Source organism: Schwartzia succinivorans DSM 10502 (genome assembly GCF_900129225.1).
GTDB lineage: Bacteria > Bacillota > Negativicutes > Selenomonadales > Selenomonadaceae > Schwartzia > Schwartzia succinivorans.
In genome coordinates this window covers 238,161-252,125 of sequence record NZ_FQUG01000004.1, presented here as the reverse complement: position 1 = coordinate 252,125, position 13,965 = coordinate 238,161, and the positions used below count along the sequence as shown (strand labels likewise).

Sequence of the window (13,965 nt, the reverse complement as noted above, 5' to 3'; positions counted from 1 at the left end):
ATGACACTTACGCGCGGAGTGCAGAAATTCGTGACGGTGTTTTTTATTTTTGCCGTACTGGCGGCAGGCTTTATTTTTTATCTTTATCCAAAGCAGAAAGAAGAAACCGCATCCGCAGAACGCGAGCTTGAGCTTTTGAAGCAGCATAAAAAGCAGCTTGAGCGCTTTGCATCGCTTCATAAAAACGCCGCAGATGACGTGAAGCGTATGGGAAAACAGGAAAAAATTGTTTCAGGACTGCTTCCGAAGCAGATGGATTCGGCGTCATTTTTGACATCGCTGCAGCAGTGGAGCAGGAAAAGCGGAGTGAAAATAAAGAAAATACTTCCGGGGGACGAAAAATCCTTTGAAGCCTACAAGGAGCAGCAGATTGTCGTATCTGCGTCGGGAACATATTTTGAATGGCTGGATTTTCTGTATCTGCTTGAGCAGGACGGAAGATTTACAGATATCCGTGAAATGCAGGGAAAAACTGACAAAAACGGACAGTTTGAGGGAACTGTTATGGTTTACATTTTTTCATCTGTTTCATAAAGATTGTTTGCGTTATTGCACAGGATAGATTAAACTGTTTTGTAAAGTAATCGCACACTATGGAGGAATAAAGATGGGAAATCTTCGTTTTATGACTGCGGGAGAATCTCACGGACCGCGTCTTACCGCGATTTTAGAAGGTATTCCGGCAGGACTCGGACTCTCTGAGGAAGCAATAAACAAAGACCTCGCACGCAGGCAGCAGGGATACGGCCGCGGCGGGAGAATGAAGATAGAAACTGACCGTGTGGAGATTTTGTCAGGAGTCCGTTTCGGAGAGACACTTGGCGGACCTGTAACCCTTTCGGTAATAAACAAGGATTGGACAAACTGGACTGACCGCATGGCGGCATTCGGCAATCCTGCAGGTGAAAAAGTTACGGCGGCACGTCCGGGACATGCGGATTATGTTGGCGTGCAGAAATATGACAGAGAAGATATCAGGGATATACTTGAGCGCTCCAGCGCAAGAGAGACAGCTATGCGCGTTGCAGTGGGGGGAGTATGCAAGGCTCTTCTTTCAGCATGCGGCATGGAGGTTGTATCTCACGTCGTAGAAATCGGCGGAATAAAGGTAAATGAAGATAAAATCAATCGTGATGAAATAGGTAAAGGAAGCTCTGAGCTTAACTGCTATGATGCCGAAGCAGAAGAAAAAATGAAGGAACGCATCCGCGGGGCAAAGGAAGCAGGAGATACTCTTGGCGGCGTATTTGAAGTAATAGTACGTGGCGCGCCTATAGGGCTTGGAAGCCATATCCAGTGGGACCGCCGTCTTGACGCGGCGCTTGCCGGTGCAATGATGTCGATTCAGGCAATAAAGGGCGTTGAAATCGGAGCAGGCTTCGAATACGCAGAACTCCCCGGCAGCAAAGCCCATGATGAAATGTACTATGATGAGAACAAGAAGGTATACCGCAGGACAAACCATGCAGGCGGACTGGAGGGCGGCATGACCAACGGAGAGGAAATCACAATCCGTGCAGTTATGAAGCCGATTCCAACGCTTATGACACCGCTTCATTCAATAGACATAGAGTCAAAGGAAGCAGTGCTGGCATGCAAGGAGCGCAGCGACGTCTGTGCTGTTTCCGCGGCATCTGTTGTAGGTGAGGCTATGGCGGCGTTTGTCATCGCCCGTGCCGTTGTAGAGAAATTCGGCGGAGATGCTATGACAGATTTACTGTCGGCAATGAATGCTTATAAGGCGCGTCTTGCAGGTGAATGATATGAAGAAAAATATCGTTCTTATAGGCTTCATGGGGACAGGGAAATCCAGCACGGGGAGAGTGCTGGCAAACCGTATGGGCTTTTCCTTCGTAGATATGGACCAGTATATCGAGGCAAAGGAAGGGCGGAAGATTCCTGAAATATTCGCTTCAGATGGAGAAGCGTACTTTCGGCGTGCAGAGCGTGAAGCGGTCGAGGAGCTTTCGGGACGGCGCCACGTTGTTATCGCTACGGGCGGAGGCACCGTAAAGAGCGAGGAAAACAGAAAAATCCTTCACGAGAACGGGATAATTATCTGCCTCACAGCAGATGTGGAAACAATCCTGGAACGCACACGGCGTCCTGGGGTACGTCCCGTTCTTGACGGAAAGGACGAGGGAGACAGACGGGCTGCAATTTGCGCGCTCCTTGAAGAACGCAGGGAGATGTACAGCCATGCGGATTATTTTGTGGACACCAGTGAACAGTCTCCGCTGCAGATTGCGGATGAAATCGTACATTATGTAAAAAGAGAGGGCTGCTGCCATGCGTAAAGTAAAGGTTGCGCTTCCTGTAAATGGATATGACATAACAATAGGAAAAGGATTGGCTGAAGAGCTTGAAAAACAGATTGGAGAGCATAAATTTTCTTCGAGAGCTCTTTTGGTTACAGATTCAAATGTTGGAAAGCTTTACACCGAAAAAGTAAAGGAAAGTATCACCAAAGCCGGACTGCAGGCAGACGTGTTTGTTGTTCCTGCCGGAGAAACCTCAAAATCACTGGAAACAGCTGAGAAAATATACACCCGTGCCATAGAGCTCGGCCTTGACCGCAAATCTCCGATTTTTGCTCTCGGCGGCGGTGTCGTGGGAGATTTGACGGGATTTGTAGCGGCAACATATATGCGTGGAGTTCCCTTCATTCAGCTTGCCACGAGTCTTCTTGCCCAGGTGGATTCCAGCGTTGGCGGCAAGGTGGCGGTCAACCACCGCCTCGGTAAAAACATGATTGGAGCGTTCTATCAGCCGAAATTCGTACTGATAGATATATCCTGCCTCGAAAGCCTTCCTAAACGTGAAATATATACAGGACTCGGTGAAATAATAAAATACGGAGCGATTTACGACGAGGATTTCTTCAGGTACCTTGAGGACAACACGGAAAAAATTCAGGCATTGGCAGAGTCCTCACTGGAGCATATCATAGGACGCTCCTGCGAAATTAAAGCCGACGTCGTCACGCAGGACGAAAAAGAAAAAGGACTCCGCCGTATCCTGAATTTCGGTCATACAATGGCACATGCGATTGAGAAAGAAACAGGATATTTGAGGTATAATCATGGTGAGGCCGTTGCAATAGGCATGATTGGAGCGGCTAACATAAGCCGTGAGCTCGGATTGCTGAAGGACGAAGAGGTACAGCGTCTTACAGCGCTTATAGAAAAGCTGCATCTGCCGACAAAAGCAGAAGGAGTAAGCCTTGAAGCGATGTTCGAATCCACACTTCATGACAAAAAAACGGTGAACGGCATCGTACATTGGGTTCTTCTGGACAGAATAGGACATGTTTCGGATATTACGGAAGCTCCCGACGACGTAGTAAAGAAATGTATGCGTATGGTATTAGCTGAGTAGGTGAAAAAATGCGGATACTTATATCGAATGACGACGGAATCGAGGCAGAGGGACTGCAGGCTCTTGCAAAGGCACTGGCAGGACAGCATGAGGTTGTGTTGGCGGCCCCTGCGAGACAGCAGAGCGGTATGGCGCATGCCTTGACAGTACACAGTGATATCGAGGCAGCTCAATACAAGGACCTTGAGAACATGGGAATTACCGGCTGGAAAATTGACGGTACTCCCACAGACTGCGTGAAGCTGTATCTGGAAGCACTTTGCGAAAAAGACAAAAAGCCCGACCTTGTATTATCCGGAATAAATCAGGGAGCAAATCTCGGTTCTGATGTATTGTATTCAGGTACTGTAGGTGCTGCTATGGAAGGCTATATGCACGGAATATTTTCTATAGCTGTGTCACTGGACTTCTTTTCAAAAATGCCCTTTTCCGAAGCAGCAGCGATTTTTGCCAATGAGCTTCCGAAGCTTATGGAAAGAGAAGCAGAGCCTGCTTTCCTCAATGTGAACTTTCCGCAGATACTCGCCGAGGGCGAGCCGAAATTTGTCTATGGAAGTGTAGGACACCGTGACTATCTGAACGCCTTTGAACGCATAGAACGTGACGGGAAGCTTTTTTTCCACGTAGGCGGAGAAATCTACGACGGTTACAACGCCATGGACTCGGACATATCCATCTGCAATCACGGCCGGATAGCCGTATCGCCGCTCATGATTGACATGACGGATTATGAGGCGTTGAAAAAGTACCGGGAAAATGATTAGCGTAATTATCCTGCAGGGAGATGAATGTCTATGTCATTTGTAGTTTTGATTCTTTCCGCAGCTTTTATTGGATACTGGGCATCGAAGCGCGGCAGGAACGGATGGCTGTGGGGAGGATTGGCGTTTTTTTTTACTCCCTTGATTGCGGGGCCTGTTCTGGCGTTTTTGCCTAATCTTGCAAAGCCAAAGATGATGCCTTCAAATGAGCATATGCATAATGAGACTGCTGATTCCTTAGAAAATAGGGAAGCAGCTTCACCTGCAGCAGCTAATCCCCTGATGTATACGGGCGGAAGTGACGGCTATGTTTCATGTGATGAATGCGATGATTATGGCTGCGAGTTTCGGAACGATGCCGGAGGAGTGCCCGAGGAGGACTGTCCTAAATATTGGGACGGGGACCCGGATGACGATGATGAGCCGGAGCTTCCCGGCGGCGGTACCTTGAGATACTATGAGTCTGATGATGCGATTTTCCCGGGTGACCATCATTGATGATATGTGTTGAATTAGTAATGGAATGGCGTGCTCTTGGAGGAGCTGTCATTCCATTGTTTTTTTAGAGCGGTTGTTTCGTTGAAACGCTGATAGAGGAAGTTTTGCCCTTGGCAAAACTGGAACAAATGCGTTATAATTAAATATCTATGGAATTGAAATAACATTGGGAGGTCATATAAATGGATTCAATGATTAAAGACATTAAACTCGCTCCGTCGGGGCACGATAAAATTAAATGGGTTGAGAATTTCATGCCTGTTCTGAAGCATATTGACGAGGAGTTCTCCAAGACGAAGCCGTTCGCAGGCAAGCGTATTGTTATGACGATACACCTTGAGGCAAAGACAGCATATCTTGCGCTTGTTTTTAAACATGCCGGCGCAGAGGTTGCCATTACGGGTTCAAACCCGCTTTCAACGCAGGATGATGTTGCTGCTGCGCTTGCTGAGGAAGGAATCCATGTATTCGCTACCCATGCATGCTCTGACGAGGAATATGATATGTACCTCAACAAGGCATTGGATATCAAACCGCATTTCATCATGGATGACGGCGGTGACCTTGTGGCTATGCTTCATGAGAAACGCCGCGAGCTTCTTGGCGAGCTTATGGGCGGTTCTGAGGAAACGACAACAGGCGTACATCGGCTGCACCTCCTTGAGCATAAAGGCGAGCTCGATTTCCCGATGATTGCGGCAAACGATGCTTACTGCAAATATCTCTTTGATAACCGTTACGGAACAGGCCAGTCAACCTGGGACGGCATCATGCGTACTACGAATCTCGTAATCGCAGGCAAAAATGTTGTTATCGCTGGCTACGGCTGGTGCGGTAAGGGCGGTGCTATGCGTGCCAAAGGCCTTGGTGCAAATGTCATCATCACAGAGGTTGACCCGATTAAGGCTATTGAGGCAGTATTCGACGGCTTTCGCGTTATGCCTATGGATGAGGCTGCGAAAATCGGTGATATTTTCCTGACACTAACAGGCGATAAGGATATACTACGCAAACGTCACTTCGAGGATATGAAGGATGGAGCAATCCTTGCAAATTCCGGTCATTTTGATGTTGAAATCAATATTCCGGAGCTTGAGGCACTTTCTGTTTCCCGTAAAACAGTCAGAAATAATATTGAGGAATTCCTGCAGAAGGATGGACGCAAGATTTACCTCCTGGCTGAGGGCCGTCTCGTAAACCTCGCAGCAGGTGACGGACATCCGGCTGAGATTATGGATCTTTCCTTTGCTGTACAGTTCTTCTCGGCACTTCACCTTTTGAACCATTACAAGGAAATGGACAAAAAGGTTTATCTGATGCCGGATGAAATCAATACTAAGATTGCAGAAATCAAGCTTGCTTCGATGGGAATTTCCATTGATACGCTGACAGCTGAGCAGCGTGCATATCTCGGACTGGACTAAAGCTTAGGAGGCGCAGGGCATGAAGACTCTGATTAAGGACACAATGGCTGTACTCCCCGACGGGAGCGTTAAAGAGGTAAGTATTGCCGTAGACGGACAGCGTATTGCTGCGGTTGGTGATGTTCCGGAGAATTTTTCTGCGGATACCGTTATCGACGGTAAAAATCATCTTGCAATTCCGGGACTTGTCAACGCACATACCCATGCGTCTATGACTCTGCTCAGAAGCTATGCTGACGACATGAACCTCATGGATTGGCTGCAGAATAAAATCTGGCCTATTGAGGCGAAAATGCGCAAGGATGACATTTACTGGGGTGCCATGCTGGCAGCAGTCGAAATGGTTCGTACAGGTACAACTACCTTTGCGGATATGTACGGCGACATGGAAAAGGTTGCTGAAATGACTATCGAGTCAGGTCTGCGCGGCGTACTTGCCAGAGGAATTATTGGTGTTGCTCCCAACGGAGAGCAGGCTTTTGAGGAAAACAAGACACTGTTCAAGGATTTTCACGGTGCTGCTGACGGCCGTATCACGGTTATGTTCGGACCTCATGCTCCGTATACATGCCCTCCGGATTTCCTGCGCCGTGTCGCTGAGGCGGCAAAGGAGCGCAAGGCGGAGGTTCATATTCATCTTGCCGAGACAAAGGGCGAGGTGGAGAACTGCCTGAAGGAACATGGCAAAACTCCATTCGGACTTATGGAGGAGACCGGTATTCTTGACTGCGGCGTGCTTTCGGCACACAGCGTCTGGCTGAATGATGATGATATTGCGCTCATGAAGAAGTATCATGTACGCGCTGCCCATAATCCGGGAAGCAATATGAAGCTTGCCAGCGGTATTGCCCCTGTTCCGAAGCTTCTGAAGGCAGGGGTCTGCACGGCACTTGGAACAGACGGTACGTCCAGCAACAATAATCTTGATATGCTTGAAGAGGTGCGTTTGGCAGCACTGCTTCATAAGGTTGACGCTCTTGACCCGCTTGCTGTGCCTGCAGGCGAGGCTCTCAAGATGGGAACCGAGTACGGTGCAGAAGCGGTAGGTGTGAAGGACGCAGGCAAGCTGGAGAAGGGTGCTTTGGCGGATATTGTTCTTTACAACATGCACGGGCCGGAATGGACTCCGAAATTTGACCTTGTATCTCTGCTTGTTTATTCGGCTCCGAGCCATTCTGTTGATACGGTAATGGTTGACGGAAAGCTCCTGATGGAGAAAGGCGAGCTGAAAACACTCGATGAAGAGAAGATTCTCTTTGAAGCAGAGAAATGCGCTAAAAGGATTACGCAGTAACGATTTGTTTTAGGTGGTTGTATTGGATAAAAGAAGGAGAACACGGAAGAAAAAAATTGCTGCAAAGCCTGCGGCTGCAGATGCAGGACGGCGTTATGAGTTGGGCGGAATCGCAACGGTTGCGGTTTCCGCCGTTTCTCTTTGCGGCCTTGCAGGTCTTAATGTCGGCTTTATAGGGTTTTATTTTGCACGCTTCCTGCGTTATTTTTTTGGCGTAGGGAGTTGGTTTTTTGCGCTTTTGCTGCTTCTTGTCGGGGCACAGCTGATAGTTAACCACCGCGGGTTCAAGCTTTCAAAACGCTTCTTGGGTGTGGCTGTCTTTTATACGATGCTTTTGGCGGTTTATCATCATCTTGCGATTCCGGTGGGAGAGGAGATTCTGCCGCCGAGTCTGCCTGAGGGCGGGGGCCTTCTTGGAGGAGGTATCCTGCTGCTTGTTCGAAAGTTTTTCGGTGTGGACGGGGCACTTATTGTTTTGATTGCCTGCGGAGTAGGTTCGGTTCTTCTTGCTACTACCTGGTCTTTGGCATCGGGAGTAAAAAAGACCGAAAAGCATGCCCAGGAAGGGCTTATGAAAGCACAGTCAGCCATGGAAACGACCTATGACAAGGTCAGGGAGATTCGTGCTGCCCGGGCGAAGAAGGAGTCCTTCTACAATCAGGAGGAGGATACGCGGTTCTCGGGAGGAGCGGCAGTTCCCAAGTCTAAACAGTCTTTAAGGGAGCAGCCTGTTCCTGAGCCTGAACCGGAGCCAGTGGAGGAAGAGCTGTTTTATGAAGAAACGTTCCCGGTTGAAGAGCCTGTGGAAAGCGTTCCTGTTTCAGTGACTGAATCAAAACCGCAGGAGGCAGTGCAGCCGCAGACGGCAGTACCGGAATCTGTACAGGAGCCTGAGCTTCCTATGCCTCCAAGCTTTACTATCGAGTACAGTGAGGAAAAGCAGGGGCAGGGAGAGGTCTATGCACCTGAGACTCCTGAGGATGATGAACCTTCGACATCTGTTCCTGTGCCGCCTGCACCAAAGGCAGCCCCTGTAGCTGAAGCGGCAGCCGCATCTAAGCAGGAGCCTGCTGCTGTGTCAGCGGAAGCACCGGCGGAGCAGGTATACCGTATTCCTCGTGTTGAGGAAATACTTACAAAGCGTCCTCATGTGCGCAACGCTGCCCTTGAGCAGGAAATTGCCGATAAGGCGCAGGTCTTGAGCCAGACACTTGAAAATTTCAAGGTCAAGGCGACGATTTTGAACGCATGCCACGGCCCTGCTGTAACGCGGTACGAGCTTGAGCCCGCACCGGGAGTAAAAGTGAGCAAGATAACAAATCTTGCCGATGATCTGGCGCTGGCATTGGCTGCTTTTTCCGTACGTATAGAGCCGATTCCGGGAAAATCCGCAATCGGAGTTGAGGTTCCGAACCGCGAGCTTGAAGGTGTAGTACTTCGCGATGTTTTGGAGGATGCAGCCTTCGCAAAGGCAAAATCCAAGCTTACAGTAGGTCTCGGAAAGGATGTCAGCGGAAAGGCAATTTTTGCCGACCTTGCGAAGATGCCGCATCTTTTGATTGCAGGTGCAACAGGCTCAGGTAAATCTGTGTGTGTTAATACACTTATTACGAGTATTCTTTTCAAGGCAGCTCCTGACGAGGTCAAGTTTATTCTTATTGACCCGAAGATGGTCGAGCTTTCCAATTATAACGGTATTCCTCATCTCATGGTTCCTGTTGTCACTGATATGCGCAAGGCGGCATCTGTTCTTAACTGGGCTGTGCAGGAGATGGAAAAACGCTACGGCAAATTCGCCGAGCATGGAGTCCGCAATATCGAGGGCTATAACAACAAACTGCCTGATGATAAAATGCCGTCCATTGTTCTCGTCATCGACGAGCTTGCCGACCTCATGATGGTGGCTCCGCATGATGTGGAGGATGCAATCTGCCGAATCGCGCAGAAGGCACGCGCGGCGGGTATTCATCTCGTGGTTGCAACCCAGCGTCCGTCCGTTGATGTTATCACGGGTATCATAAAGGCAAATATTCCGTCCCGTATATCCTTTGCTGTTTCTTCACAGGTTGATTCACGTACGATTCTGGATATGAGCGGAGCGGAGAAGCTGCTTGGAAAGGGCGATATGCTCTTTTACCCGGTGGGTTCATCCAAGCCGCAGCGCGTTCAGGGTGCGTTCATTGGCGATGATGAGGTAGACAGACTTCTCGAATTTATCCGCGCCCAGGGACAGGAAGCTGAGCCGAACGAGGAAATTATAAATTTCACGGAGCAGGCAGCCCAGGCGGCAGATGAAAAGGAAAACGGCAAGGGTAAATCCTCAGGCCCTGCGATGGATGAGCTTCTTCCAAAGGCTGTTGAGCTTATCATGCAGAGCGGACAGGCATCGACCTCAAGCATACAGCGCCGCTTCAGGATTGGCTACACAAGAGCCGCACGTCTTATTGATACGATGGAGGAGCTTGGTATTGTAGGTCCGAACGCCGGAAGTAAACCAAGGGAGATTCTTATGACAGAAGCAGAGGCAAGAGAAACTGTTGACTCTGTTATGTAGCACTAAAAATATATTGAATAGTCTTCAACCACATTCATGGTTGGAGACTATTATTTTTTTATATTGACGCGGTTTATATTTGTGTGATACCATACATACAAAGCTGAATATGAACTGAACTCATCCAGAGCAGCAGAGGGACTGGCCCGATGAAGCTGCGGCAACCATTGATTATTTCAAAACGGTGCCAATTCCTTTAGGCAGATACCTAAAAGATGAGAGAAATGCAAATTACTCTCTTCTTTGTGGAAGAGAGTTTTTCTATTTAGCAGAAGATACGTAAATTTAAGGAGGAAAAAACATGAGCAAAGAACGTTTGTTGTTTACATCCGAGTCTGTTACGGAAGGTCATCCTGACAAGATGGCAGATCAGATTTCCGATACGATTCTTGATGCGATTCTTGCACAGGACCCGAACGGCCGTGTTGCATGTGAGACACTTGTTACGACAGGACAGGTTCACGTTGTAGGTGAGATTTCGACGGAGTGCTACATTGATATTCCGAAGATTATCCGCAACACGGTAGAGAACATCGGTTATACAAAGGCTGAGTACGGCTTTGATTCCAATACCTGCGGTATTCTTGTTTCTATTGATGAGCAGTCCGCTGATATTGCTATGGGCGTTGACAAGGCTCTTGAAGCAAAGGAAGGCAAGGACGATTCCGCAGAGGCAATCGGCGCAGGCGACCAGGGTATGATGTTCGGCTATGCTACGAACGAGACGGAAGAATATATGCCTCTCCCGATTGCGCTTGCACATAAGCTTGCACGCCGCCTGACTGAGGTCCGCAAGAGCGGTGAGGTTCCTTATCTCCGTCCGGACGGAAAGACTCAGGTAACGGTTGCTTACGAGGATGGAAAACCGGTTGCGATCGATACAATCGTTATTTCCACACAGCATGACCCGGATGTTACGCAGGAGCAGATTCGCAAGGATATGATTGAAAAGGTCATCAAGGCAGTTGTTCCGGCAGAGCTTCTCAATGATGAGACAAAATATTACATCAACCCGACGGGCAAATTCGTCATCGGCGGTCCACAGGGTGATTCCGGTCTTACAGGCCGTAAGATTATCGTTGATACTTATGGCGGTATGGCACGTCATGGCGGCGGCGCATTCTCCGGTAAGGATCCTACAAAGGTAGACCGTTCCGCAGCTTATGCAGCCCGCTATGTTGCAAAGAATATCGTTGCCGCAGGTCTGGCTGACCGCTGCGAGATTCAGCTGGCTTATGCTATCGGTGTTGCACAGCCTGTTTCCATCTTTGCTGAAACATTTGGTACAGGCAAGGTTTCGGATGCAAAGATTGTCGAGCTCGTACGCAAGAACTTCGACCTTCGCCCGGCGGGAATTATCAAGACTTTGAATCTCCGTCGTCCTATCTATGCTCAGACAGCTGCTTATGGTCACTTCGGCCGTACTGATGTTGACCTTCCGTGGGAGCATACTGACAAGGCAGAAATTCTTCGCAAAGAGGCTGGTCTTTAATAGGACTTAAGTTTTATCGAGGCGTTTTGCTTTTGAGGTTTATTTGAAAGCTTTATAATCCATAAGTTCTAAATAACAAATCGGTGCCCTTGTGGCACCGATTTTTGTGTGTGTAATACTTGATTGTTTATTCCATTTTAGGTAAAATATAATTGAAAGTTATATGTGGGAGTATACTCCCATTTGCAAGGAGATGGTAATAATGGCTATTAACGGATTGGGTTACTTGAATCAGGTAAATAGCACTGATAAAGCAAGGCAGTCACTGATAAAGCAGATTTCTACGGGCAGCGCGCATCCGTCTGCATCGTATGGTCCTTCTGATTATGCGATTTCGGTTCGTATGAATTCGAATATCGGTGCGGCAGAACAGTCCAACAACAACACGCAGACGATGAATTCGCTCCTGAATGTCGCTGCCGGCGGCGTAAGCTCTACGGTGAATGCGCTTTCTTCCCTTCGTTCGCAGATTCTTCAGGCTGCAAATGGAACAAACAAGGATACGGATGTCGCTGCAATTCAGAAGAACGTAAATCAGACGATTGCAACCGTAAATGACAACGCGAGCGTTGAGTATAACGGCAAGAAGCTTCTGGACGGCTCGGCTTCGCTCACTGTAGCAGGAATCGACGGCTACAAGAATGTTCAGCTTGGCAACATGACGGCACAGGGCCTTGGACTTACTGATGAAAACGGAAATTCCAAGATTGACCTTTCCACGAACGAGGGAATTGCTGCAGCACTTGATACTGTTGATTCAGCTTTGAATGCTGCGCTTGATGAGGAAACGAATATCGGTGCGGTACAGCAGAATCTGACATTCGCATCTGCAAACTACACGACTCAGACCGAGGCGCTGATGAATGCAGAGTCAACAAGTGATGATTTGGATATTGCCAAGGCTGTAACACAGCTGAGCTCTGCAAATACGCAGAATCAGATGGCAATTTACGCACAGAAGCTTTTCATGCATAACAATGCAAGTGTACTGAAGCTTTTGCAGTAATTTAATTAAGACGTTTAGAGCTATTGTCTTTCGGGACGATAGCTCTTTTGTTTTACATGGGGTTCGTGAGTTTTGTCTGTGGAAAAACCTGAATAAAGGTGTTAAAATAGATTAGTTAATGTTTTCTATAGTTGTTGTTTGAAAGGAAGTTGTTCATGGCTTTATTGGATATAAAGAAAGCGGGCGCGCCTGTACTCAAGGAGGTATGCGCTCCGGTTCAGAGAGTAGATGCAAAGCTCAAGGCTTTGCTTGATGATATGGCAGAAACAATGTACAAATCAAACGGTATCGGACTGGCAGCTCCACAGATTGGAAAGGCAATCCGTGTTGTTGTTATTGATGTGGGAGAGGGATTGATTGAAATGATTAACCCGCTGATAACACATCGTGAAGGAAAGGTCATAGACTCGGAAGGTTGTCTTTCCGTACCGAATATTTTTGGCGACGTTGAGCGCGCCGAAAAGGTTACGGTGGAGTTCACCAACCGTTTCGGAAAGAGGAAAAAGCTGAAGGCAGAGCAGCTTTTGGCACGCTGCATCCAGCATGAGCTTGACCATCTCGATGGAGTTCTGTTTATTGATATTGCAAAGAGCCTGCGTCAGGAGGCAGCCAATGAGTAAGTTACGTACAATTTTTATGGGGACGCCTGAGTTTGCTGTTCCGTGCGCAAAAAAACTGACTGAGATATCAGATGTCATTGCAGTTGTAACCCAGCCGGACCAGCGTTCAGGTCGGGGACAGAAGTTTACTGCAACTCCTGTGAAGAAATTCGCGCAGGAGAAGGGGATTCCTGTCTATCAGCCGATTAAGGTCAAAGCTGATGATTTCGTGCCTATTCTTGAGGCGCTGAAGCCTGACCTTATTGTGGTTGTTGCCTTTGGACAGATTCTTTCGCAGCGGATTCTCGATATCCCCAAATATGGATGTATCAATGTTCACGCTTCGCTTCTGCCGCGCTATCGCGGTGCCGCTCCGATGCAGTGGTGTCTTATCAATGGCGAAAAAGAAACAGGCGTAACGACTATGTTCATGAATGCAGGGCTTGATACAGGAGATATGCTTCAGAAGTCGGTTGTTGAAATAACTCCTGATATGAACCTGGAAACCCTTCATGACACTCTTTCGGAAAAGGGTGCAGAGCTTTTGGCTTCCACTGTTCAGGCACTTCAGGAAGGTACTCTGGAGCGTACACCACAGGATGATTCGCTGTCGAATTATGCTCCGATGATTACTAAGGAAACAGGTCGTATCGACTGGAAGAAATCCGCGCAGGAGATTCATAATCTTGTTCGTGGACTGGATTCCTGGCCCGGGGCGTATACTACCCTGGATGGGAAGCTGTTCAAAATATGGCGTACACGCTGCACTGAAGCAAGCGTAGATGCAGCCCCCGGAGAAGTGGTTAACCTTACAAAAAAAGGTTTCATGATAGGGACAGGCGACGGCGCGCTGGAAATCCTTGAGCTTCAGGCACCGGGAAAGAAGCGCATGAGTGCCGCCAACTTTGTGTGCGGTCATTCGCTTGATGAGCATACGAGATTTGATGTTTTAGATTGAG

The 13,965-nt window shown here is 48.3% G+C and carries 13 protein-coding genes and 1 riboswitch; all 13 genes read left to right on the top strand.

Annotated features, from left to right (window positions below):
• The 13 genes from pilO (at position 1) to fmt (ending at position 13,964) form a co-directional block, all read left to right on the top strand.
• A complete protein-coding gene (gene pilO / locus BUA83_RS06015; RefSeq protein ID WP_072935293.1) occupies positions 1–534 on the top strand; it encodes a type 4a pilus biogenesis protein PilO in 534 nt (177 codons plus the stop codon).
• 73 nt (positions 535–607) lie between these two features.
• Entirely contained in the window at positions 608–1,762 is a 1,155-nt protein-coding gene (gene aroC / locus BUA83_RS06010) for a chorismate synthase (protein ID WP_072935292.1), read from the top strand.
• Between the two features lies 1 nt (position 1,763).
• Positions 1,764–2,297 (top strand): shikimate kinase, encoded by a 534-nt coding sequence (locus BUA83_RS06005; protein ID WP_072935291.1) that lies wholly within the window; start codon positions 1,764–1,766, stop codon positions 2,295–2,297.
• Entirely contained in the window at positions 2,290–3,378 is a 1,089-nt protein-coding gene (aroB, locus tag BUA83_RS06000; protein WP_072935290.1) for a 3-dehydroquinate synthase, read from the top strand. The genes BUA83_RS06005 and aroB overlap by 8 nt, the downstream gene beginning before the upstream one ends.
• An 8-nt stretch (positions 3,379–3,386) precedes the next feature.
• Entirely contained in the window at positions 3,387–4,142 is a 756-nt protein-coding gene (gene surE / locus BUA83_RS05995; RefSeq protein ID WP_072935289.1) for a 5'/3'-nucleotidase SurE, read from the top strand.
• A gap of 30 nt (positions 4,143–4,172) precedes the next feature.
• The gene (locus tag BUA83_RS05990) at positions 4,173–4,637 is read left to right on the top strand and encodes a TIGR04086 family membrane protein (RefSeq protein ID WP_072935288.1); all 465 of its coding nucleotides are present in this window, start codon (positions 4,173–4,175) and stop codon (positions 4,635–4,637) included.
• Positions 4,638–4,819: 182 nt separating this feature from the next.
• Positions 4,820–6,061, top strand: coding sequence for an adenosylhomocysteinase (locus tag BUA83_RS05985; RefSeq protein WP_072935287.1), 1,242 nt, complete (start codon positions 4,820–4,822; stop codon positions 6,059–6,061).
• A gap of 19 nt (positions 6,062–6,080) precedes the next feature.
• Positions 6,081–7,355 (top strand): amidohydrolase, encoded by a 1,275-nt coding sequence (locus BUA83_RS05980; RefSeq protein ID WP_072935286.1) that lies wholly within the window; start codon positions 6,081–6,083, stop codon positions 7,353–7,355.
• Between the two features lie 22 nt (positions 7,356–7,377).
• Positions 7,378–9,909 (top strand): FtsK/SpoIIIE family DNA translocase, encoded by a 2,532-nt coding sequence (locus BUA83_RS05975; RefSeq protein ID WP_072935285.1) that lies wholly within the window; start codon positions 7,378–7,380, stop codon positions 9,907–9,909.
• A 117-nt stretch (positions 9,910–10,026) separates the two neighbouring features.
• A riboswitch (SAM riboswitch) is annotated at positions 10,027–10,131 on the top strand.
• Positions 10,132–10,210: 79 nt separating this feature from the next.
• Positions 10,211–11,401, top strand: a complete 1,191-nt coding sequence (metK, locus tag BUA83_RS05970; RefSeq protein ID WP_072935284.1) for a methionine adenosyltransferase — start codon at positions 10,211–10,213, stop codon at positions 11,399–11,401.
• Positions 11,402–11,603: 202 nt separating this feature from the next.
• A complete protein-coding gene (locus tag BUA83_RS05965) occupies positions 11,604–12,407 on the top strand; it encodes a flagellin (protein WP_159430481.1) in 804 nt (267 codons plus the stop codon).
• A 155-nt stretch (positions 12,408–12,562) separates the two neighbouring features.
• Positions 12,563–13,027, top strand: a complete 465-nt coding sequence (gene def / locus BUA83_RS05960; RefSeq protein ID WP_072935282.1) for a peptide deformylase — start codon at positions 12,563–12,565, stop codon at positions 13,025–13,027.
• A complete protein-coding gene (gene fmt, locus BUA83_RS05955; protein WP_072935281.1) occupies positions 13,020–13,964 on the top strand; it encodes a methionyl-tRNA formyltransferase in 945 nt (314 codons plus the stop codon). The genes def and fmt overlap by 8 nt, the downstream gene beginning before the upstream one ends.
• Position 13,965: the final 1 nt, after the last annotated feature.

Coding starts and splice junctions, on each gene's coding strand:
- pilO (WP_072935293.1), top strand. CDS start 1: ATGACACTTACGCGCGGAGTGCAGAAATTCGTGACGGTGTTTTTTATT.
- aroC (WP_072935292.1), top strand. CDS start 608: ATGGGAAATCTTCGTTTTATGACTGCGGGAGAATCTCACGGACCGCGT.
- BUA83_RS06005 (WP_072935291.1), top strand. CDS start 1,764: ATGAAGAAAAATATCGTTCTTATAGGCTTCATGGGGACAGGGAAATCC.
- aroB (WP_072935290.1), top strand. CDS start 2,290: ATGCGTAAAGTAAAGGTTGCGCTTCCTGTAAATGGATATGACATAACA.
- surE (WP_072935289.1), top strand. CDS start 3,387: ATGCGGATACTTATATCGAATGACGACGGAATCGAGGCAGAGGGACTG.
- BUA83_RS05990 (WP_072935288.1), top strand. CDS start 4,173: ATGTCATTTGTAGTTTTGATTCTTTCCGCAGCTTTTATTGGATACTGG.
- BUA83_RS05985 (WP_072935287.1), top strand. CDS start 4,820: ATGGATTCAATGATTAAAGACATTAAACTCGCTCCGTCGGGGCACGAT.
- BUA83_RS05980 (WP_072935286.1), top strand. CDS start 6,081: ATGAAGACTCTGATTAAGGACACAATGGCTGTACTCCCCGACGGGAGC.
- metK (WP_072935284.1), top strand. CDS start 10,211: ATGAGCAAAGAACGTTTGTTGTTTACATCCGAGTCTGTTACGGAAGGT.
- BUA83_RS05965 (WP_159430481.1), top strand. CDS start 11,604: ATGGCTATTAACGGATTGGGTTACTTGAATCAGGTAAATAGCACTGAT.
- def (WP_072935282.1), top strand. CDS start 12,563: ATGGCTTTATTGGATATAAAGAAAGCGGGCGCGCCTGTACTCAAGGAG.
- fmt (WP_072935281.1), top strand. CDS start 13,020: ATGAGTAAGTTACGTACAATTTTTATGGGGACGCCTGAGTTTGCTGTT.